This is a genomic window from Ferdinandcohnia salidurans (assembly GCF_042680725.1).
GTDB classification, from domain to species: Bacteria; Bacillota; Bacilli; order Bacillales; family Bacillaceae_L; genus Ferdinandcohnia; species Ferdinandcohnia salidurans.
On the sequence record NZ_JBHUEK010000025.1, the window covers coordinates 372,493 to 395,469 of the forward strand.

A 22,977-nucleotide genomic window follows, 5' to 3' on the forward strand; every position below is an offset into this window, starting at 1 on the left:
TCCGAGATCATTTATGCTTGTTTTGAAATATTTTTATTTCGATTAAATAGTTTGGAGATATATGGATAAACAATAATGATTAAAATTAAAATCAAAAATCCCAATGAAATTGGGCGACTTAAGAAAATCCCTAATCCAGACTCAGACATGATTAATGATTGTCTCAAAGTGTTTTCTGCTAACGGTCCAAGCACCAATGCCAACACAAGTGCTGCCGGTGAATACCCGTACAGCTTCATGAAAAATCCAACAAGACCGAAAACCAATAAGAGCCAGACATCGATGAAGCTTGAATTTAGACAGAATGTTCCGATAATACACAAGGTGATAATAATCGGCACCAAATATCGATATGGCATTTTTACAATATATAGAAATAATGGAATAGAAATGATATTTATTATTAATAATATCATATTTCCAAGGTGCATACTTGTAATAATTCCCCAGGAGAATTCAGGATTTTGCGTCATAAGCAATGGTCCTGGCTGCAATCCATACATTAAAAATGCACCTAGTAAAATGGCCGTTGAGGCAGACCCTGGAATACCTAATGTTAACAATGGCACCATTGCACCAGCCGTTGCTGCATTGTTTGCTGCTTCCGGTGCAACTAATCCCTTACTATGTCCAGTTCCGAATTTTCCAGGTGTTTTGGATACCTTTTTCTCAACCGAATAGGAGAAGAAAGAAGCGATTGTAGCACCAGCTCCAGGTAATACCCCTGTTACAAATCCAATGACTGAACCTCTGATATACGCAAATTTATCCGCCCAAACCTCTAACCAAGTTGGCCAGTTCTTTTTATTTTTAATCGAAAGGTCCATATTGCTGCTGTCGACGTCGACATCCTTATGCCCGCCTTCATAGATACGGTGAAGCAGCTCTCCAACTCCGAATAACCCAATCGCTACCGGAATAAAGTTGATTCCGTTGATTAGAAATGGCGAATTAAATGTGAAGCGCGGCATCCCAGAAATCACGTCAACCCCTACGGTAGCAACAGCAAGTCCAATTAACGCGGAGATCATTCCTTTTGTCCGGCTTTCATCGGTCATCCAAACGAGCGTTAATAGACCCATGAGCATTAGCATAAAATATTCAGGAGGTCCAAATTTCATTGCGACTCCTGTAAAAAAAGGAATAAGCGTATAAATTAGAAATACCCCAATCGCTCCTCCGACGAACGACGCGATGGCTTGGTATATCAATGCTTTTCCGGCCTGCCCCTTCATTGTCATTTTATAACCTTCAAATGTTGTAACAACAGCAGCCGAATCACCTGGCGTATTAATGAGAATGGCAGTAACGGCCCCTCCATACTGGGAGCCGTAATAAATGCCTGCAAGCATAATAATCGCAGTTGTCGGCTCAAGCGAAAGTGTTACTGGTAATAATATAGCTAGTCCTGCGGATGCACCAAAACCGGGAATAATTCCAACGATCATACCAATTAATGCACCCAAAAACACGAACAGAATATTTGTAGGGGTGAATGCAACTTCAATCCCCATCATGACATTTTCTAAAAACTCCATGTTTATTCCCTCCTCTTGAGTGCAGTTAAATGAATCCTTCTAGTATTCCTAACGGTAGGTTCGTGTCAAGCAAGTACTCAAAAAATACATAAATGACCGCTGGACCTATTATGGAAATCATGGCATTTTGCATATTTTTTCGTTTGTTGATCATCGTTAACACAATAAATGTAAAAATAATCGTTCCGATTAGCGCGCCAAGAAAAATAAATAAGAGAATATAAATAGCGATCGATGCCACAATCATGGCAAAATCTTTTAAAAATGTTCCATCCAACTTGGAATCTTTGTTTTCTTTGAAGGATTTAATTAAATCAATAAGGGATAGCACCAATAATCCTACCGCTATCAAAATTGGCAAGAAGCCGGCGCCAGGGCGACTGTCTTTCATAAACGGAAATTGAAGGGATGAAAATAAATAGACACCTGCAAAAATGACAATAAGTAAGGAAAAAATGTTTTTACCCATGCTCCTTTTCCTCTCTTTTAAAATTTTGAGAAAGGAAGGGAATGGAGATAAGAAAGATTCGCGCCTCCATTCCCTTCCTATTATTATTTATTGTATTTTTCGATTGATGTTGAGTATTTCTCACTTGTTTCATCAAGTAATGCTTTGAACTCATCGCCTTCTAGGTAGCGATCGGATAGTCCATTTTCTTCAACAAACTGTTTCCATTCATCTGTCTCATATACTTTCTTGATGGTATCAATCCAGTATTGTTGAACGCTATCGTCAACTTCGCCAGCTAGTAAAATACCACGAGGCTGGGAGAGGTTCACCTCATAGCCAAGCTCTGTAAAAGTAGCAACATCCTCTAATGCTGGGAAACGCTCAACCCCTGAGAATGCGAGAGGTCTCATTAATCCACCTTCAATTTGACCAAGTGCTCTAGTAGGGTTTCCAACGATGGCATCTAAGCTATCAGATAAAAGGGCACTGGTAAGTTCACCCGCTCCTTGGAATGGCACATAATCAAATTCAAAACCAGCCGCTTCTGCGAACATGTTTGGAATAATCATTTCATCACTTACTTGTCCAACTCCACCAATTTTTAGCTTTTTCGATTTTGCTGCAGCGATGAAATCATCAAGAGTTTTAATATCAGATTCTTCTTTGACTAAAAGGAACAAATCATCTGCACCCATTAGTGCTACAGGTGTAAAAGATTCGTACGTAAATCCAAGGTCAGAAACCAATGGAGTTGTAAAAAGACTCGCACTTGTTGCAGTAAGGACATATGGGTCACCTTTTTTGCTGTTTACAAAGCCCCAACCAACTGCACCACTTCCACCTTCACGGTTTTCAATTTTGATGTCACCGTTATACCATTCATTTTTCTGAACAATTTCAATGATTTTTCGAATATGAAGGTCAGTACCCCCACCAGGACCAAACGGAATCACAACATTCAATGTTTCACTTGGATACGCATCTTTTGATTTTGAATCTTTTGAGCTCGTTGAATTTGAACCAGAACATGCGGCTAAAAAGAGAGTAAAACATATTACTGTAAGCAAAAGTACCTTTTTCATATTGACCCTCCAATTTTTTATATAGAATGTCTGGTGGTTTAGGGGGGAGTTGTCGTTTTCGTTCTCCCCCGAACCACAGGGAACCACAGGGACGGTTCTCTTGGTTTTACGGACCAGGAGAACCGTCCCCGTGGTACTATGCCATTGCGTTTTCGTATTCTAATACCACGTCTCCGTCCTTAATCACAGTTACGCCATCAACAACTAAGGTTACTCCCGTTTGGATTAAGTCATAGTGACAAGAAGCTTTGATTGTTCCGCCTAGAGTGATGCTTGAACCGATTCCGATATGTACAGATCCGAAAACACCCTCATCTTCAAGCATGAACCCGTTAAATTTACATTCAGGGTTTAGACCAACACCGATTTCTGCAATGTTATATACGTTCGGATCATTTTTCGCAGCAAGGTCCTCACGTAAAATTTTTGCCTCATGTCCTCCAGTGATTTCTGTAATGAAGCCATTTTCAACCTTACAAACCACGTTTTCCTTTAAAACACCAATTCCGAGGTATGGAATACTTGCGTCAGCCACAATTGTTCCTGATGCTGTGTGCTCAATTGGCGATACATTCGCTTCGACTGTTGGAACAGGAGCAAATTGACCAGGTTCAACCATACAAGTCATTGCGTTACTTTTTCGACCAACAGCTGTTAAACGAAGATCTGTACCGTGAATCGTTGTTAAGTGAATATCCTTAGCATCCTCAAGTACATTTGCAACTGCCTTACAAATTGGTGCCACACTTGGGAAGTCCGCATGAACACCGCTGTTGATTAGCATGTTCTCATCAAATTGAGTAAGCATAATTCCTCTTGAACCGTTCTTGCACGCATCAACAACCGCTTGCGTGTGAGTGATCGAGGTAAACACCGCACTGATAAATACATCGCTTTCCTTCATAGCTGCAGCCACAGTCTTTGGTGGCTCCGTGCTGTCAGCCTTTCGAGGAATAATTGTGATAATTGAAGGCTCTGCTCCAACCGCCGCTACCGCTGTTGCCACACTTTTTGCAATGTTGATTGTCTTTGGCTCAGCAATAATGACAACGTTCTCATCTTTCTGCACTTTTGCACATACCTCAACTATTTGCTTCGCACCCTTACTCATCAAAATTTCTATCATGTTAGTCAAACCCCTTCTGTTTTTAAATTTTCTTAATACTCTAATTTGTCACCAATTATTCTATATTCTATAGAATCTGTCAATACTATATTCTATAGAATGTATAATACGTCACTCGATTTTGGCGCACTATTATATATTAGAATAGGAAAAAATAGAACGAACTGTAAAATGAGGACGTGGTCAATCCTTGTCTCGTCCATCATTTCTATGAATTTGTTTAGTAGACTACTAAAATAAAAAAAATTTGTGGGAACCACAGGGACGGTTCTCTTGGTTTTATGGACCAGGAGAACCGTCCCCATGGTTCCCATGGTACCTAAAAAACGATTGATGGGTGTTGTTGCATACAATTGAAGAAAATGGATAATATTATTGAGGAAAATGATTATTATTAAATAGAGGTCTGCCAATATGCAGATGGAGCTTTAATCATCTATAGAGCCGTACGCAAAAGCCCAGAAAGGATTATCTTCATGTACCTACTATTAGTAATCGTGGTTTACATCCTATTTGCTAAATTTTTTGTTGACTGGAAAAATTGGCGATCCTATTATCCTACAATCCAATATTTTATAATATGTAATTTGTTATATAACTTTATATTTTACAACCATACCCTTTGGAGATACAAAGCCGTAACAGTTGATTGGTTAAACCATACCTTTATCGATATTTCTTTTTCTTTTATCATTATTCCAGTCGTAATTATGATTTATTTAAGGTACTATCCAAAAGGAAAAAAACAATACTTTTATGTAGGTATATGGATTGCTTATTTTACATGTCTTGAATATCTTTTCTATAAAAAGGGACTATTTATTTACGAGAATAATTGGAATGTATTCTGGCCTTCATCTTTAATTTAATTCTTTTTGCCATCGTTCGAATTCATTATAAAAGTCCTATTAAGGCTATCCTTATCTCAATACCCATTATCGCCATCCTTTTAACCTTGTTTCACCCATCTTTGGCGGAAATAAAATGATTATTAGGTGATATTTATGGCAACTACTCAACTGTCTACACCTGTTTTTCTATTTTTATTATTCTTGATCTATGTTTGTATGTGGTTTTTTCTACGTAAGCATTAAGATTAGTATGTATTTTTTGTACGTCATGGTTACAGTTGAAATATGAATTACGGGGAATGGACAATTGCACTTTTATCCAGATATTAGCGTCCAACTAACATACCCTAACACATATTCCGACAATTTTCGCCAAGTCGTTACAACCCCAAAAAATCTGCGATATCAGCATTCATTACGTTTCACACTATCTACAGCCCCCCTCTCGCACTTTTTTTCCAACTCCCACCATTTACAAATTTCGCATGCCGTAATAGAATAGGTACATACCATTTTGAATATCGGCATTCACTCATATAATCACGGGGATATGGCCCGTAAGTTTCTACCAGCGCACCGTAAATACGCTGACTATGAGTGAGCAATGGGAATGCATGCATTTATGCTTATTCCACTTTCCTTCGTTGAAAGCCTGAAGGTCATTGACTCACTCATATTTGAGGAGTGCAATGATGTTCAGGCTTTTTTATTTTAAAGGAGGAAACTTGTTTGGAACTTTTACAGCAGAAAATTATCAACGAAGGTAGAGTCCTTTCCGACCACGTCCTTAAGGTGGACGCCTTTTTAAATCATCAAATAGATCCCGTGTTAATGGTGGAAATCGGGAAAGAATTTGCACAGCGATTCCAACATGACCAAATCACCAAGGTGTTAACAATTGAGTCTTCAGGGATTGCGCCTGGAATGATGGCCGCGCTCGAGCTTGGCGTGCCTGTGATTTTTGCTCGAAAAAGAAAATCTCTTACTCTCGTAGACGACCTACTCACAGCGTCCGTTCATTCTTTTACGAAAAATGAAACCAATGAGATTTCCGTTTCTCAGAAATTCCTTGAACCAACAGACAATGTGCTAATCATCGATGACTTTTTAGCAAACGGGCAAGCTGCTATTGGTCTTACTGAAATCGTTGAAAAAGCTGGCGCTAAAACGGCGGGAATTGGAATTGTGATCGAAAAATCATTCCAAGATGGTGGAAAATTGCTTCGCGACAAAGGATTCAAAGTTGAATCACTTGCTCGAATCCAATCACTACAGGGTGGAAAAGTTACATTTTTAGAAGAAGTGGGGGTTGGTCGCTAATGAAGGGGAACTTATTCAAAACCGCATCTCTCGGAATTCAACATGTACTCGCGATGTATGCAGGAGCCGTGATTGTACCACTTATTGTCGGAGGCGCTATCGGATTAACGGGTGAGCAGCTCACCTACCTCGTTGCAATCGACCTTTTAATGTGTGGAGTTGCAACCCTGTTACAAGTATGGAAAAATAAATACTTTGGAATCGGGCTACCTGTTATGCTCGGCTGTACATTCACAGCGGTTGGACCGATGATTACCATCGGCGGGGATTACGGAGTATCCGCGATTTACGGTTCGATTTTAGTGGGTGGAGTATTCCTCGTCCTCATTTCAACGATATTTGGTAAGTTGATCAAATATTTCCCTCCGGTCGTGACAGGGTCAGTTGTTACCATTATTGGAATCACACTTATTCCTGTTGCAATGAATGACATGGCAGGCGGGCAAGGCAGCGCAGATTTCGGTTCACTTCAAAATCTTGCTCTATCATTTGGAACGCTCATTTTTATCTTAGTGTTGTATCGTTTTGCAAAAGGATTTATGCGTCAAATCGCCATTTTACTCGGGTTGATTATTGGTACAATCGTATCTTATTTCTTGGGTCGAGTTGATTTTTCAGCCGTAACGAATGCGAACTGGTTGCACATGCCTGAACCATTTTACTTCGGTATGCCAACATTTGAGCCAGCCGCAATCATCACGATGATTCTCGTGCTCATCGTGGGACTTGTTGAAGCATCCGGCGTCTACTTTGCACTTGGTGATATCACGGGTAGAAAGTTAACGGAAAAAGAGTTGTCGCACGGCTATCGTGCAGAAGGAATTGCAACGATTTTAGGTGCAATCTTCAACGCATTTCCTTACACAACATACTCACAGAACGTTGGACTTATCCAACTTTCAGGCGTAAAAAAGAACACTGTGATCTACGCAGCAGGCGCATTTTTAATCATCCTTGGATTTATTCCAAAAATCAGTGCATTCACAACCGTCATTCCAACACCAGTTCTAGGCGGTGCAATGCTTGCAATGTTTGGAATGGTTATCTCAGCAGGGATCAAAATGCTCAGCAAAGTTGATTTTTCATCACAAGAAAACCTATTAATCATGGCATGTTCAATCGGAATGGGCCTGGGTATCACAACCGTCCCTACCCTATTCGCAAATTTACCTGAAGGCGTCCAAATCCTAACAAGCAACGGAATCGTCATCGGTAGCTTAACAGCCATCGTCATGAACCTAATCTTCATGAAAAAACCGGCCAAACAACAAGTCCAAGTCCTAGAAGGCCAACAAGCATCCTAGGCTGGACATCTGGGCCGGCTGTTCACACAAGGGCTGGCTTGGGACACAGGGACAGGTCCCTCGTCCCACCATTTATTCCCAGGGTCAAGGGACCTGTCCCTCTGACCCAAAAGGAAAGCCAACACTACCGGCTTTCCTTTTTTATTTTCAAGTTGCCTTAACTGCGTTTACAGATATCCCGCCCGACTATCTCTTCAACAACTCAATTCCCATCCAAATTTTCCATATTACGAAAGCACCAACAAAAGTGAGAATACTTAAAACGATACCAAGTGCCAATCCCCTGCCGTATAATGCTTCGTATGCTCCTCCAAAGAGGACGATTAGACTAATAATGATCGTGAACACACCCAATGCCTTCGAAAACAACCTCGTTTTTAAAATGATGATTCCTACTTGAATGAGCCAGATGCTTAAACAGATACTAGACAATACGGATATGACGAGGCCAAGTTCAATCATTGGATGGATAGTCGCGAGGGCTTCTTGAATGTTTTTGTCTTCATTTGCGAGATCATGGAGGGCTGCGGCGGGCAGGAGCATGTAAAATGTGTAGGAAAACAAATGGAAGTATGCGAACCTTGAGACATTTGAACTCATTTCTGGAGAGCCTGTGCGGAGGCGCATGTCAATTGCATCGACCGTCCAGAATAATAAAATGATGGCGAATGCCCCAAGTAACAATAATGACCAGTTTAGAACAGGATAGGCTGCAAGCGATTGTACCGTTTGCTCATATACATCTTTACCCTCGACGTTTTTCATTGCAACTGCCTGTGTTAAAACCATCACAAGAACAAGTACCAACGCAGACACTATCGCACAAACTCCACCAATCCGTTGACGTGACATTCATGAATCCCCCCTACACTTTTTACTACTTTATTCGCTAAGAAACCAGAACATTCTTCTGGGACACGGGGACAGGTTCCTTGTCCCACCACAATTTTCCAGGGGCGAGGGACCTGTCCCTCTGACCCACTGACTCGGACCCACCGGGAACACTAACCCATAAACAAAAACGGCGAATCCCCAAATAGGATTCGGCCGTCTTTGTTATTTTCCACAGCATTTTTTATATTTTTTACCGCTGCCACATGGGCAAGGGTCGTTTCTGCCTACTTTATTTTCGTTTATAACTGGAGCTAATTGAATCGCTGGACCCTCTTTTTCCATTTCACTTTTCTTCCACTCGAGTAGGTCAGGGTGCTTCTCTCCAAGAATCGTGTAAAAGCTGTATGCGACGTGCTCAATTTCCACTAAAGAAAAATCATACTCGTACTCCATATGGTCGTTCATTTCAGGAAGGGCATCTTTTGAAAAGTGGAAACTAAGTGCCTCAATGATGGGCTCTTGTACATCCAATTCATCGGTTTCACGATATGCCTTTTTTAATTCCTGAAGCGCAAGTTCGGTTTTGATATTTCCTAAAATGGAGGCTGCATATATAACAGACTCTGGTTTTCTTACATAAGGAGCAACCGCTTTTACTACTTGATCTGAGTCAAAATGGACTAACGCCGCATTAACTTCCTCCAATAAGGCGTCATCATCCCTTGTTAAAAAGCTTGCAAATAGTGGGATGTATTTTTCTATTTTAAGTAATCCGGCCATATAGACATTCATAATCCCATTTTCAGAAAACCACTCTTCGTTGGCTTCATCTGCAAGAACGGTATCAATATCTTCCTCATCTATCCAACCTTTTTCTACAATACACTCAGATAGCTTTTTCGCGATTGGATAATAGTCATATTCAGGTGAAAGGGATCGATCAATCTTATGTAATACCTCGCCGTACATGGAATAAACGTCTTCTTCCTCTCCATGTTCGATAACCTCATAAATTCCCCAAACTTGTTTCGGGATATATTTTTCAAGTTGTTTTTTATACTTTAAAGCAAGCGGAGCATCAATATTATTTAGTAACCCCAACGCCAGGTGGCGATTGCTCTGGTTCATATTTGGAATATTGTCGATAAGGATAGTCAGCGCTTCTTCATTGATTTTATGTTTATCTAGAAACATTAATATGTAAGATTGCTTCACTTCGTTGCTGAATGCTTCCTTGAGTAACTCAACAGTCCACTCTTCTGGAACGTTTGGATATTCATGTAGCGCATGCAAGACTGTTTTTTGTACCAAGATATCATCTGAAAGTAGATGTGGCTTAATTTTTTCTAAAAAAGTCATATGGTTGCGTCCTTTCGCTATCTATTAATGCATTCGATATATGTAAGCATCGTCTATATAAATGTTGTTTATTGTTTTACTAGAAAATCTAATATCGGCAATTTGTGTTGGTGATGTTTGAATCACAGTACGTAAAGATCTTATTAAAGGATGGTTTGGACTCCAAGCGGAGATATCTATTAAATTTATACTAATTGTATCCTTGGTTTCATTTATAATCTTATTAATGTGCTCGTAGGCTTTACGAGCTCCTTCTATTTCTACTACATCAGATGCAATAACAAACCTCCAGTATTCTCCATCAGATTCATAGAGCCAGAATGCAGCGTGCACATCAAAATTAGCATTATCTAGTTCCTTTATTAATATCTTACCCTCATTAATATCTTTTTCTACCAAAAACGTTTTAACCACTGCAATACCCCCTCGTTCGGATCTGATACAGCCAAATACATTCCTTCTGCCTCTTTTTGCGTACGTCTCTCATACCTAGATTGTTCCGACCATCCTGGAGTCACCCTTGCCCGTCATGGTAGTTTTTTCTTACTCCGTTCCATTGATTGGAGGATGCTCTTATCGATTGTAACTCAAGAACAATACCGATACGGTCTAAAATTGGTTAGTATCAGGAATAGCTTTCCTTTGAGAGTCATCGTGGGACAAGGGACCTGTCCCTTTGTCCCAAAAAGGGCCGTTCCAAAGTATGGAACAGCCCCGCTACGTACTTTTATTCGAATAAAGGACTAACAGCTCTTTCGTTGTGGATGCGGTCAATTGCATTAACTAGTAATGGTGCCACTGAGATTGTAGTGATTTTGTCGATTTGTTTTTCTTCTGGTAATTGGATTGTGTTTGTGATTACCAGTTCTTGTATTGGTGAAGATTCAATTCTTTCAATCGCTGGACCGGATAGGACTGGGTGCGTACAACATGCGTATACACCTTTTGCTCCCATTTCCTTTAATGCTTTCGCAGCTAGGGTGATGGTTCCAGCTGTATCAATCAGGTCGTCAATGATGATTGCATTTTTGCCTTCAATGTTACCAACGATGTTCATAATCTGTGCTACATTTGGCTTCGGACGACGCTTGTCGATAAATGCAATTGGTACATTTAGTTGGCTCGCTAATTTTCTTGCTCGAACAACTCCACCTTGATCAGGCGCAACGATGACAACATCTTCAAGCCCTTTTTCAGCAAAATATTTCGCTAGAAGGGGTACACCAAGTAATTGATCAACAGGAATATCGAAAAATCCTTGGATTTGTGGTGCGTGCAGGTCCATGGTTACAACCCTTGTTGCTCCCGCTTTTTCCAGTAGATTTGCAACAAGCTTAGCAGTGATAGGTTCGCGTGAGCGCGCTTTACGATCCTGTCTCGCGTAACCATAGTATGGGATTACAAGATTGATGTTTTTTGCGGAAGCTCGTTTTAACGCATCAATCATAATAAGTAATTCCATAATATGTTCATTTGCAGGCTGTGAAGTCGATTGTACTAAATAGACCTCGCTACCTCGAACACTTTCTTCTATATTTATTTGGATTTCGCCATCGCTAAAACGTGTAACTGAACACTTTCCTAATTCGCACCTTAATAACGACGCCATTTCCTCTGCCAGTTTAGGATTCGAATTTAACGTAAACATTTTAAAACACTGATTCAATTGGTAAGCCACTGTTAGTCCTCCAAGCAAAAAATATTCTATATATAATATAACCTAAATTTGCACTCTTACCTAGTGTCGAATCACAAATTTCGACAAAAATCTGTATGAAAACGTTAAAAAGGGCACCACACACGTGATGCCGTTCCTAATCAAATACACCTTGGCCTATTTTCGCCTGATTTTTAGGCCCACAGGAAGTGGCCTATTTAGTCTTTGATCTTACTTTTCCTTTGATAAATCGTGGTATCCCCTTGCAACTTAAATTCGTCAATCTTGTACAATAAACTACTAATTGTGACAGTGGTGTTTGTCAATCATTTCAGTCGTCCTTTTAAATTTTTGATAGGGGTTCTCTACCTTGAAGTACATTAATTATATTATCTGCTACCAAATGCGCCATATTTGTTCTCGTTTTCACACTCGCGCTACCAATATGTGGTAGAGTTACTACATTAGGTAAAGTAAGTAAAGGATGATCAAGAGGCACAGGTTCCTCTTCAAATACATCTAATCCCGCAGCCCATATTTGATTGTTCTTAAGGGCATGATATAAAGCAGTCTCATCAACAATACCGCCTCTAGCACTATTGATTAAAATTGCTTCTTTCTTCATGAGAGAAAGCTCCTCTTCTCCAATTAAATGATGAACCTCCGGACTATAAGGAAGTAGAAGACATACAAAATCAGATTTTTTTAATAGGGTGTCTAAATCTACGTATTTAATTCCTAAGTTTTTTTCTGTTTCTAGTTTACGTGAACGATTATAATAAATGACTTCCATATTGAAGCCCTTCGCCCTCTTAACTAGAGCCTCTCCTATCCGACCCATTCCTATAATTCCAATTGTAGCCCCATAAATATCTTGGCCCGTCAGTTCCATAGGTGACCAAGCCCCCCACTCACCTCTACGCAAGAAATCTGATGCCTCAATAACCCGTCTTGCCGTCGCCATTAACAGAGCAAATGTTAAATCGGCCGTTGTTTCTGTTAGTACACCAGGAGTATTTGTAACAATAACTCCACGACTTGTTGCTTCTTTAACATCAATATTGTTGTAGCCAACAGCTAAATTGCTAACAACCTTTAAATTGGGAGCATGATCAAAAACCTCTTTATCAATTGTGTCTGTTAATAGACAATAGAGACCATCTACATTTTCAACTTCCTTTAACAAAACCTCACGCGGTACAGGTATTGTCTCCTCATGCCACATTTTTACGTCAAAATGCATTGCAAGTTTTTCATAAATCTCTTTTGGCATCTTCCTCGTAATATAAACAGTCTTTTTCATCTATTCACCCCTCTCCAACCTCTGTGCCACACTACTCACAAAGAATTGCTTTAATGACGGATATAGCTCACAAAACACTTTATATAAATGTTCGTATTGGGCAACCTCACTTGTCTTCGGTTCTACAACATTGATCGTTTTGTTATCTATTACTTGTGCTGCTTCTTCTAAGGATGGAAAATAACCAATAGCTGTTCCTGCAAGTAAACAGGCTCCTAACACACCAGTTTCAGATATATCCTTAATCTCAATGTTCTTATTTAAGACATTTGCTTTAATTTGTGCCCATTCCTTGTTCTTTGAACCACCACCAATTGATTGAAATCGATCAAACTGGAGATTATAATTTGTTTCAATAATTTCATAAATCTGCTTTAAACCAAAGGCACAGCCCTCTAAAATAGCACGGAACATGTCTGCTTTGGATGTGTTCAAATGAATTCCTATAAAAACACCTCTTGCATTCGGATCCCATATTGGCGATCTTTCACCCTGCATATAAGGCAGAAAATATACGCCATTTGATCCTATAGAGGATTGATTATACAATTCTCCATATATTTCTTTTGTATGCCCTTCTGTTTTTAGGAAATTGTCATAGAACCACTGAATCGATGCCCCAGGAAAAGACATAGCTCCGTGAGAAAGCCATTGGTGTTTGTTGACATGACACCGATTTAGGAATCGCTTATCCAATTTATCAGGTAGATCTGTACATACCGTTAGGACATTTGATGTACCAACAGATTCAAACATTTCATTGGGTTTAATGCTTAAAGCAACAGTTGAGCACGCAGTATCTGCAGCACCCGAAATAACAGGTATATTTTTCGTAGACAATTCAGGTATTTTAACATTTCCAACTACAGATTTTGGATCTACTACTTTAGGCAGTTTCTTCTCATCGACCCCTACTTTTTCATAAATCTCCTTTGACCACTCATAGTTCACGACATCGTAAATTCCTGAATACGAACTTTGAGTCCAGTCCATCACAAATTCCCCTGTTAGCTTATGCAAAATAAAAGTGGATATATTTCCCCATTTATACGTTTTTTCATAGTCCTTAGGAAAGTGATTTTTAAACCAAAGGTAGGTTGTCACCGTATACATCCCTGGCTCTAGTCGATTTTTCGTGATTCTGTCCAAGTTGTCCACACCGACTACATTTTTAATCCAATCAGATTCTTCTTTACTCCTCTGGTCTAGGTATATAATTCCCTGATATAGAGGCTTGCCATCTTTATTTAAAAAGACTGATGAATTGCAAAAGGTAGATAGCGAGATTGCATCAACGCTTCCACCTTTCTCTACTTCATTACATACTTTTAATAGCAATGATTTGGTTTTATCCCAAATATCTTCAAGGTCAATTTCTATCCAAGTCTTTTTAGGATAAAGAAGGGAGTATGGTTGGTACTCAAGGTACCCCAATACTCCTTCTTGATTCATTGCGCCTACTTTAATACCACTTGTTCCGATATCAATCCCAATAACGTGAGACATAATCTATCACACCTATTTGTATTATACGTTTGCTGGTTGATTAATTAACTCATTATACAATTCTACTGTTTCATTTACAGTTCCACCATGATGGATAATGTTTTTAAACGCTTTTACAACTGCTGTCGGATTTGGGTTATTCCAAACGATTCGACCGAATGTAATGCCAGTACCTCCAGCATCAATTACATCGTATACCATTTGGAAATAGTCTTCAATGTTATTTCCATTGTCTCCACCCGCAACTACAACTTTACCAGGTGTTGATTCAACTACTTTTCTGAATGTTTCAGGATTACCTGTATACTTTGTTTTTACAATATCAACACCTAATTCAGCACCTGCACGCACCGCATATGCAACATGCTTCCAATCATTCTTTTCGTGATCAGGTATTTGGTTTCCTCTTGGATAGATATGCGCAATCATTGGAACTCCAAGGGCAGCAGCCTGACCTGAAACGATTCCTAGGTTACGAAGTTGTTCAGGTTGATCATCTCCTCCAACAATACAACCCATTGAAACAGCATCTGCTCCTAAACGAACAGCTTCATCCACTTCTGTAACCCAAGCATCATAATTTGGCTGCCATGGTGAAAAAGTAGAGAGTTTTAAGATAAGACCTGTTTTTCCAACGTGTGGACGATAGCTCATTTCCGCAATCCCTTTATGCATTGTCATTGCATCTGGGCCACCTGCAACAATTTCACTAACCTTACGATTGATTGGCATTAATTCATCGAAAATCCCTCTTGCCATCGCTTGATCAACTGCAACAGCTAATAGTTTTCCAGTCTCTTGATTTAATAATCTACTCATCCGAACTTCTTTACCTAATAATGCCATAATAAAACACTCCTTAGTTTTTTAATATTTGTTATTTTATAGTTACCTTTAAGGGAATCACACACTTTTCAAGATCCTTAACTACTTTCTTCATTTAAACTATCCAAACTTGGCAGATTACGAATCTTTATAACGTAATAACCGATTTCATTCCATTGCCATTTCTAACATCTAAAATAGCCTGTTCGATGGTATCTAATGTATAACCGGTTGTCGTTAGTACTTCCGTATTAATTTTACCTGTGGCAATCAATGCTAAGGATTTATGATAATCTGCACGTGTTAATGCAGAGGTTCCATTGACTGTAATTTCATTATAGTGAATGATGTTAGGATCAATTTCAGATAAAACTCCTTTTGTAAATCCAGCAAACAAATTCAAAGTTCCGCCTTTTTTCAGAAGGTTTGCGCAGGATTTTACTAAGAAAGGTACTCCAATTGCCATGAGAACAACATCCGCACCAAGGCCATCTGTTAGATTTAATACAAGGTCCTCTAGAGATTCTTCATTTGGATTAACTGCAAAATCTGCACCGGCTTTAATAGCTTTTTCACGACGGTGTTCAATTGGTTCGCTTAGTATAACTGATTTCGCACCTGCAATTTTTGCTAATTGCACATGCATTAGTCCAATTGGGCCTCCTCCAACAACAACGACAACATCACCCATTTTCACATTGGCTTTTCGTTGGCCATTAATACAGCACGCTAAAGGTTCAGTTACTACCGCTTGCTCAAATGAAATATGATCAGGAATCTTAACGATGTTTCCAGCTTCTACTGCAGCACTTGGGATTCGTACATATTCAGCGAAACCTCCGTCATACTCATACCCGATAGCAGTACGGTTTGCACATACATTTTCTCTGCCATTTTGGCAATAGTAGCATTTACGACAAGGGATAACAGGCATTACACCAACTCGGTCACCAGTGAAGAAATCTTTCACCGCGGATCCAACTTCTTCAATTGTTCCTACAAGCTCATGACCAATAATGGAAGGAGTACGTACTCCCTTTGTTTTCTTTCCTTCAAAGATTCTTACGTCTGTTCCACAAACCGCACTTGCATTAACCCTTAAAAGAATTTCATGCTCGTTAATTTGTGGCTTTTGTACTTCCTCTAATTGTAATTTGTTTGGTCCATGAAAAACCGCTGCTTTCATCTCAAACCACACTCCCATTTCGTCTTAGTATATAGTATACAATATTTGGTGGAGATTTCCTTCATATTTTTTATAAAAATTAAGGAGAATATTTTCTCCCTAATTTCAAACTAGTTATTATAAATCAAACCAACTAATCGGTACTGTAATTAACTGAGGTACAAAAATAAACAACAGTAATGCTGCAAAAGTTACAACTAACCATGGTAAGGTTGCTTTACTTAAAGTTTCTATCTTCATCCCTGTAATATTAGAGGTGGCGTATAGGCATACTCCAATCGGTGGTGTAACTAATCCAACTGAAAGAAGTACAACTAAATAAATCACAAAAAATACAGGATCGATACCAACTGAATGGATCGTTGGCATTAAAATTGGAACAAGGATAAATATTGCGGCTGTTGCATCCATAAACATTCCAACAATAATTAGAAATACAAATAACAACAACATAATTACAATCTTACTATCACTTATACCACTAATGAAGGTTGCTACCTTTGTAGGTAGACCGTCATATTCAAACACCCAACTCGCTGCCTTAGCAGTTACTGCGATAAAAAGAATAGTACCTGTTAGGTTTGCTGTTCTAAAAAAGATATTCGGTAGTTTTTTAAATGATAATCCTTTATAAACAAATAACGCTACAAATAATGTATATAACACCGCAATAGCAGCTGCCTCTGTCGGTGTGAATATTCCACTTAAGATACCAGCAAGTAATATTACTGGTGCTAACAATGCCGGAAAAGCACGTATGAATTCTCTTCCAAGTACCTTCCATTCAAATTTTTGATGGACCCCAAAATTATGCTTTTTACTATAATAATGGTTGTACCCCATAAAAATAAAAGCAATAATTAAACCTGGTACTAGTCCTCCAACCAAGGCTGCTCCTATTGAAACACCTGCTGTTGATGCGGCAACTACCATTAATATACTTGGTGGAACGATTGTTGCTAGCATAGACGTTATTAACGTTAATGCTGCTGCGTATTCTAAAGGATATTTGTTTTTGGTCATCGCATTTATTGTAATACGACCAGTACTAGCAATATCCGCGACAGAAGAACCAGCCATACCAGCAAAAATTAAACTTGCTAGAACATTCACGTGCCCAAGTCCACCAGTCATCCAACCAACTAGACTCTTTGCAAAATCAAAGATTTTTTCTGCAACTCCACCTTCATCCATGATAATTCCTGCCAGGATAAAGAGTGGAACGGCAACCATGATAAAGCTATTCATCGAGCTATACATTGATTGAATAACGATACTAATTGGAACATCTGTAAAAATAAGCACACTCGCAACTACTGAAATACCAAGTGAGGTAGCGATAGGTATACCGATAAACATTAAGATGAAGAATAACACAAGTAAAAAAATTGACATTAATTCTCCACCTCCTCTTCTTCAATAAGCGCACGGTCATATATGAGTGATTGGATGGTATTGATAATTCCAATCAAACCTGAAAATGGAACACAAAGTCCGATAATCCACATCGGTAATAACAATACAGAACTAGTTTCATTGGTGTTAATTTGCTGTGACATTAATTCGATTCCTAAAACAACCATAAATAAAAAGAATCCAATTGAAGCAATACTATAAATCCATACTGATCCCTTTTGCAAAAATTTAGGCAAATAGTTTATTAGTAATGTAACCCTTGCAGATTCGACTTTACGAAACCCGATTCCAATTCCCAGATAAATCAACCATATAAACATAAATCTTGTTAATTCCTCAGTCCACGGTGCTGGTTGCCCTATTAATCTACCAACGACTTGCCAGATTACTACTACAAATATGCCCGCGGCCGTCAAGGAGGCCAATGTATCAGTTATGCTATTGATGGCTCGAAATACAGGATTAATTTTTTTACTCCCATCCTTTACCATAGCTCTCTCCCTCACTTGATGTTAAATACGGTCCCTTATCAATTTAGGGACCGCAAACTCACCTAAATTTACTCACTTTTCCCGACAAACTCTAGTACTTTTGCAAAGAATTCATCGTCTTTTACAAGTTCTTTAAATGTTGGATACGCTTTCTTTGAAATTTCAACGAATAGCTGTTGCTGTTCACTTGTTAGCTCATTAATCTTAACTCCTTCACCTTCAAGGAACTCAATTGCTGTTTCAGCTTCTTTATTATCATAATCTAATGCCCAACCTTGAATTTCCTTTGAAGCTTCAGTTAAGATCTTTTGTTGCTCATCTGTTAAAGAATCAAACTTTTCTTGGTTAATTCCTACTACCCAGCCATCAGCCATGTGGTTAGAAATTGTTAAGTATTCTTGTACTTCATACATTTTCGCTGATGTGATAACACCAAGTGGATTTTCCTGTCCATCGATTGTTTTTAATTGTAACGCGTTATATACTTCACTAAAATCCATTGGAGTTGTTACTGTACCTGCCCCTTTGAAAAACTCAACCCATAATGGATTGTTAGGTACACGTAGCTTAAGCCCTTTTAAATCTTCTGGTTTTGTAATTGGATTTTTAGAGTTTGTGATTTGTCTGAAGTCACGTGTCCAATATCCTAATCCGTGAATGCCTAACTCAGATACGGAACCTATTAGTTCAGTACCAAGATCCCCATTTAAGAAAGATACAAATTGGTCTTTATCATCAAATAAATACGGAATACTGATAGCGCTAAATTTAGGTTCAAAGTTCGCATAAAGAGAAGTTGAGAGCACGAGCATATCCAAGCTTCCAGCTCCTAGTTGCTTAACTGCAGCAGAAGGATCCCCACCATATAATGTTCCATTTGCATGAACCTTAATTTCAATTGAACCATTACTTTTCTCTGAAACTACCTTCGCAAATTCTTTTGCAGCTAGAGTTACAGATGCCTCATCTGGATCCGGAGTAGCTAGTGTAAAAGTTACCTTCTTTTCTGATCCATTTTCCTCTCCACCACTTACAGAGCTACCACATGCTACCAAAGCTACTGATAATAATGCCGTTAAAAATAGTGTGAGTATCTTCTTCATTTCTTTTCCCCCTTAAACCCCTTTTGTTTTGATAACGCTTACTTATCTGAATAAAAAAAGAAATTAAGCACCGTCGAATTTTCAGAATACTTAACTTGTGACTCAATGATATCACATGGTGGTAATTTCCTTCAAGTTATTTTTAAAAAAAATGAACATAATTTTCACAATTGGGTTTTTTAGTCGTTTATAGCTTTTTATCAATAGTCGATCTTCGCGTTTTTTGAAGATTGTTATAGGTAAGTTCATATTTTTGGTTTGCAACTGCCGCTACTAGGATATCAATAATCGTTAATTGTGCAATTCTTGAAGATATAGCGTCTGTTCGAAAAAGCGTTTCCTTAGAAGCCGTTTGTAAAACAATATCTGAGATATTTGTGATTGGTGATTTAGATGCATTCGTAATACAAATGAGAGTTGCACCAGCTTCTTTCGCTAGTTTCATCGCTGCTAAAACATCTGTATTTGAACCTGTATGAGAAATACCGATTACAACGTCATTTTCCGAAAGAACACTTGCAGACATTGCCTGTAAAACAGAATCACTATAAGCGAAAGATTTAATCCCTAATTTTAATAGTTTATGATGGGCATCTAATGCCACTGTTCCTGACCCACCGTTACCATAGAATTCTATCAAGCGAGCCTTCGAGATCGCATTCACTGCTTTTTGAATCTCTTCATCACTACAAACCTCCATTGAATCATAAAGTGCCTGAATGTTTGATTGAAAAACCTTCTTTTTAATTTTTTCAACATTGTCTCCTTTTTCAATCACTTCATGTATTTGCTTTTCTGGAGAGATTAATTCCCTTGCCAAGTGAATTTTTAAATCTTGGAAACCCTTATAACCAAGGCGCTTACATAAGCGTACAACAGAAGACTCACTTGTTTCACTTCTTTCTGCCACCTCAGTAATTGACAAATGAATAATTTCATCTTGGTTTTTCTCAATAAAATCGACAATTTTTTTTTCTGAATCTCTTAGCTTTGTCATCGCAGCATTGATTCTCGTAAAAAAGCCAGGATTCGTATTAACATTTAACTCACTCATATAATTTGCCCCCTTCTTATGCACAAGCATTTTAATGTATTTATTATTTTATTAAAATATTGTGTTGTTTACTAGTATTATTTTTGTTTTACTCTAATCTATTACAGATAATTTTAATTCCGTTTCTGCTATAGTAAAAAGTAGAATTTTGTAAAGTTATCAAAAAGGAGAAGTGATCGTGATTGAACACTTCTCAACAAATACAAATTTATATCAGTTAAAACACTATCGTCTTATTATTATCCACAATAATTCGGTCTTCCAGATGCCATTTTACCCCACGTGCGAGCACGCTTCGTTCTACACTTTGTCCGATTTTTTTCAGTCTTGCTACATCGTCACGGTGGTCAACACGAGCAATATCCTGTTCAATAATCGGTCCTTCATCCAAGTCGTTTGTTACATAATGAGAGGTTGCACCGATTAATTTTACACCACGCGTATAGGCGCGCTCATACGGTCTAGCCCCGACAAACGCTGGTAAGAAGGAGTGATGGATGTTAATGATTTGGTTTGGATATTCCGCCACAAAATCAGGTGTTAACACCTGCATGTAACGAGCCAATACGATTAGATCAATATCATACTCTTTTAAAATTTGGAGCTGTTGCTCCTCCACCTGTTTACGGATGTCCTTGTTCGCCGGTATGTAAATGAACGGAATGCCAAGGTTTTCAACAACAGGTCTCGCATCCTCATGATTACTCACGACAAGAGCAATGTCTGTCATCAAGTCGCCGCTTTGCCATTCCCATAAAAGCTCATGCAAACAGTGTAGCTGCTTTGATACAAAGATAGCCGTTCTTTTCACATTTTGAACGTCAATTAACTTCCACTCCATTGAAAATTTTTCAGCAATCTCTAAAAATGCAGACTCCATCTCAGGCTTTTTCTCTGTTAAAGATGGGCAGTCAAACTCGATTCGAAGGTAAAATGTACCCTCTTCATGGTGGGTCGAATATTGACTCGATTCAATAATATTCGCATCAAACGAATATAAAAATTGAGAGATAGCCATCACAATTCCTGGCTGGTCAGGACAACTCACCAACAACCTTCCACGATTCTCATTCTTACTCTGAAACTCTTCCCTATTAAAAAACATATCCATAACCTCACATTTGGGACGGAGGGACAGGTCCCTCGTCCCACCAATTTTTTTCTTGGGACAGTGGACCTGTCCCTTTGTCCCACACTGGGACTAAACGCGGACCTATGTCCGGCCAATTTTCTCTGGGACACGGGACCTGTCCCCGTGGTCCGCTTATTCGTTTGCTAGTCTTGCAATGAGTAGGGCGACCAGTGCACTCCTTACTGGCATTTGCGAGATAAGGAGGTGCTCGTTTGAGGCATGTGCACCGTCCCCAACTGGCCCTAGACCATCTAGGGTTGGAGCAAATTGTGCTGCAAAACTGCCGTCGCTACCGCCGCCACTTGCTTGATCTTCTAGTTCAAAGCCAAGATATTCTTTCGCTATATCTTTTGCTGTTTCGAACATTGTATTGATTTCTGGCGTTTTTTCCATAACTGGACGGTTGATTCCACCAGTTACCTCGACCGTTAAATCTTCTTTGGTTGGCGTTAAGCCTTGAATTAATGGAATGACGCGTTCAAATTCCGTGTTATTTTTCACACGCAAGTCCAATTCTGCTTCTGCTTCTGCTGCGACTACGTTTGAAGCACTTCCACCTTTTACAAGCCCAACATTGAGCGTTGTTCCTTTTTCAAAATCTGTTAAGTCATGTAAATAAATAGTTTGGCGTGCTAACTCCTCGATTGCACTAATTCCTTTTTCAGGCTCTATGCCGGAGTGTGCAGCGCGTCCCTGTACTTTAATCGTAAACATGCCAACGCCCTTGCGAGATGTTTTGAGTTTGCCTTGGGTTGAGGCTGCCGCGGATTCTAGAACAAGTACATATTTGCTCTTTTTCGCTTCTGCTTCGATTAAGTCACGCGAAGACTCACTGCCGATTTCCTCATCCGACGTAAACAACATGACAACTTTTGTTTTCGAAGGCACATTCAGTGTTTTAAGGGCATTGACTGCAAACAATCCTTGCACAATGCCACCTTTCATATCAAATGAGCCTGGCCCATAGAGCTTGTCTCCGTCAATCCGGAATGGGAGTTCCTCAAGTGTGCCCTTTGGCCAAACCGTATCCATATGAGCCAAAATCAGAATTTGCTCATCTCCCTCACCGAATTCACAACGGAAATGATCCCCAAAATGCTCATTATCAAACTTCTGGATTGAGCCACCCACATACTTTTTATAAAGCAGCTGAACCTGCTCACCTACTTGGTCCACCGCTTCTTTATCATGAGATGGAGATTCTATCTCGACTAACCCCTTCAGAACCTCCACCATCTCAGACTCTTTCTCCTTCAAATACGCCACAACCTGCTGTTCCATCACAATCCATGCCACCTTTATACGTGGGACCAGGGTCTTTTCTTTCCCTGGGTCAGAGGGACAGGTCCCGCGTCCCACCATTTTTTTCCTGGGACAAGGGACCTGTCCCCGTGTCCCAAACCCATTTCCCGTTTATTATTACAATATTACAACAACAG

Annotated in this window: 21 protein-coding genes and 1 riboswitch; of the genes, 3 read left to right on the top strand and 18 right to left on the bottom strand. The window is 39.2% G+C overall.

Annotation, left to right across the window (positions count from 1 at the left end; genetic code table 11):
• Window positions 1–11: 11 nt before the first annotated feature.
• The 4 genes from ACFSFW_RS16185 to ACFSFW_RS16200 form a co-directional block, all read right to left on the bottom strand.
• Window positions 12–1,538, bottom strand: coding sequence for a tripartite tricarboxylate transporter permease (locus tag ACFSFW_RS16185; protein ID WP_304214017.1), 1,527 nt, complete (start codon window positions 1,536–1,538; stop codon window positions 12–14).
• Window positions 1,539–1,563: 25 nt separating this feature from the next.
• Window positions 1,564–2,007, bottom strand: coding sequence for a tripartite tricarboxylate transporter TctB family protein (locus tag ACFSFW_RS16190; protein ID WP_388039790.1), 444 nt, complete (start codon window positions 2,005–2,007; stop codon window positions 1,564–1,566).
• An 83-nt stretch (window positions 2,008–2,090) separates the two neighbouring features.
• A complete protein-coding gene (locus ACFSFW_RS16195) occupies window positions 2,091–3,071 on the bottom strand; it encodes a Bug family tripartite tricarboxylate transporter substrate binding protein (protein WP_388039792.1) in 981 nt (326 codons plus the stop codon).
• A gap of 136 nt (window positions 3,072–3,207) precedes the next feature.
• Window positions 3,208–4,197 (bottom strand): aminopeptidase, encoded by a 990-nt coding sequence (locus tag ACFSFW_RS16200; RefSeq protein ID WP_388039794.1) that lies wholly within the window; start codon window positions 4,195–4,197, stop codon window positions 3,208–3,210.
• A 476-nt stretch (window positions 4,198–4,673) separates the two neighbouring features.
• Here ACFSFW_RS16200 and ACFSFW_RS16205 point away from each other — a divergent pair, with 476 nt between their 5' ends.
• From ACFSFW_RS16205 to ACFSFW_RS16215, 3 genes are all read left to right on the top strand, one after another.
• Entirely contained in the window at window positions 4,674–5,066 is a 393-nt protein-coding gene (locus tag ACFSFW_RS16205) for a CBO0543 family protein (RefSeq protein ID WP_388039795.1), read from the top strand.
• 494 nt (window positions 5,067–5,560) lie between these two features.
• Window positions 5,561–5,662: riboswitch (purine riboswitch) on the top strand.
• A 115-nt stretch (window positions 5,663–5,777) separates the two neighbouring features.
• Entirely contained in the window at window positions 5,778–6,368 is a 591-nt protein-coding gene (locus tag ACFSFW_RS16210; RefSeq protein ID WP_388039797.1) for a xanthine phosphoribosyltransferase, read from the top strand.
• Complete coding sequence (locus ACFSFW_RS16215) at window positions 6,368–7,672, top strand: nucleobase:cation symporter-2 family protein (protein ID WP_388039799.1); 1,305 nt, start codon at window positions 6,368–6,370, stop codon at window positions 7,670–7,672. The genes ACFSFW_RS16210 and ACFSFW_RS16215 overlap by 1 nt, the downstream gene beginning before the upstream one ends.
• 186 nt (window positions 7,673–7,858) lie before the next feature.
• Here the strand turns inward: ACFSFW_RS16215 and ACFSFW_RS16220 are convergent, their stop codons facing one another.
• From ACFSFW_RS16220 to ACFSFW_RS16285, 14 genes are all read right to left on the bottom strand, one after another.
• A complete protein-coding gene (locus ACFSFW_RS16220) occupies window positions 7,859–8,524 on the bottom strand; it encodes a hypothetical protein (protein ID WP_388039801.1) in 666 nt (221 codons plus the stop codon).
• A gap of 204 nt (window positions 8,525–8,728) precedes the next feature.
• Entirely contained in the window at window positions 8,729–9,865 is a 1,137-nt protein-coding gene (locus ACFSFW_RS16225) for an SEC-C metal-binding domain-containing protein (protein WP_388039802.1), read from the bottom strand.
• Between the two features lie 24 nt (window positions 9,866–9,889).
• Entirely contained in the window at window positions 9,890–10,279 is a 390-nt protein-coding gene (locus ACFSFW_RS16230) for a hypothetical protein (RefSeq protein WP_388039804.1), read from the bottom strand.
• A gap of 313 nt (window positions 10,280–10,592) precedes the next feature.
• The gene (locus tag ACFSFW_RS16235) at window positions 10,593–11,543 is read right to left on the bottom strand and encodes a ribose-phosphate diphosphokinase (RefSeq protein ID WP_388039806.1); all 951 of its coding nucleotides are present in this window, start codon (window positions 11,541–11,543) and stop codon (window positions 10,593–10,595) included.
• 322 nt (window positions 11,544–11,865) lie between these two features.
• Window positions 11,866–12,825, bottom strand: coding sequence for a 2-hydroxyacid dehydrogenase (locus ACFSFW_RS16240; protein WP_388039808.1), 960 nt, complete (start codon window positions 12,823–12,825; stop codon window positions 11,866–11,868).
• On the bottom strand, window positions 12,826–14,331 hold the full coding sequence (locus ACFSFW_RS16245) for a xylulokinase (protein ID WP_388039810.1): 1,506 nt from the start codon (window positions 14,329–14,331) through the stop codon (window positions 12,826–12,828).
• A 21-nt stretch (window positions 14,332–14,352) separates the two neighbouring features.
• Window positions 14,353–15,177, bottom strand: a complete 825-nt coding sequence (locus ACFSFW_RS16250) for a class I fructose-bisphosphate aldolase (protein ID WP_388039812.1) — start codon at window positions 15,175–15,177, stop codon at window positions 14,353–14,355.
• A 127-nt stretch (window positions 15,178–15,304) separates the two neighbouring features.
• Window positions 15,305–16,342 carry a zinc-dependent dehydrogenase gene (locus tag ACFSFW_RS16255; protein WP_388039814.1) on the bottom strand — a complete coding sequence of 346 codons (1,038 nt, stop codon included), beginning with the start codon at window positions 16,340–16,342 and terminating at the stop codon, window positions 15,305–15,307.
• Between the two features lie 117 nt (window positions 16,343–16,459).
• A complete protein-coding gene (locus ACFSFW_RS16260) occupies window positions 16,460–17,737 on the bottom strand; it encodes a TRAP transporter large permease (protein WP_099354499.1) in 1,278 nt (425 codons plus the stop codon).
• Window positions 17,737–18,249 carry a TRAP transporter small permease gene (locus tag ACFSFW_RS16265; protein WP_099354500.1) on the bottom strand — a complete coding sequence of 171 codons (513 nt, stop codon included), beginning with the start codon at window positions 18,247–18,249 and terminating at the stop codon, window positions 17,737–17,739. The genes ACFSFW_RS16260 and ACFSFW_RS16265 overlap by 1 nt, the downstream gene beginning before the upstream one ends.
• Window positions 18,250–18,317: 68 nt before the next feature.
• Window positions 18,318–19,352 (bottom strand): DctP family TRAP transporter solute-binding subunit, encoded by a 1,035-nt coding sequence (locus ACFSFW_RS16270; protein WP_388039816.1) that lies wholly within the window; start codon window positions 19,350–19,352, stop codon window positions 18,318–18,320.
• Between the two features lie 187 nt (window positions 19,353–19,539).
• Window positions 19,540–20,406, bottom strand: coding sequence for a MurR/RpiR family transcriptional regulator (locus tag ACFSFW_RS16275; protein WP_388039817.1), 867 nt, complete (start codon window positions 20,404–20,406; stop codon window positions 19,540–19,542).
• 217 nt (window positions 20,407–20,623) lie between these two features.
• On the bottom strand, window positions 20,624–21,511 hold the full coding sequence (gene purU / locus ACFSFW_RS16280) for a formyltetrahydrofolate deformylase (protein WP_388039819.1): 888 nt from the start codon (window positions 21,509–21,511) through the stop codon (window positions 20,624–20,626).
• 159 nt (window positions 21,512–21,670) lie between these two features.
• Window positions 21,671–22,819 carry a M20 family metallopeptidase gene (locus ACFSFW_RS16285; RefSeq protein ID WP_388040343.1) on the bottom strand — a complete coding sequence of 383 codons (1,149 nt, stop codon included), beginning with the start codon at window positions 22,817–22,819 and terminating at the stop codon, window positions 21,671–21,673.
• Window positions 22,820–22,977: the final 158 nt, after the last annotated feature.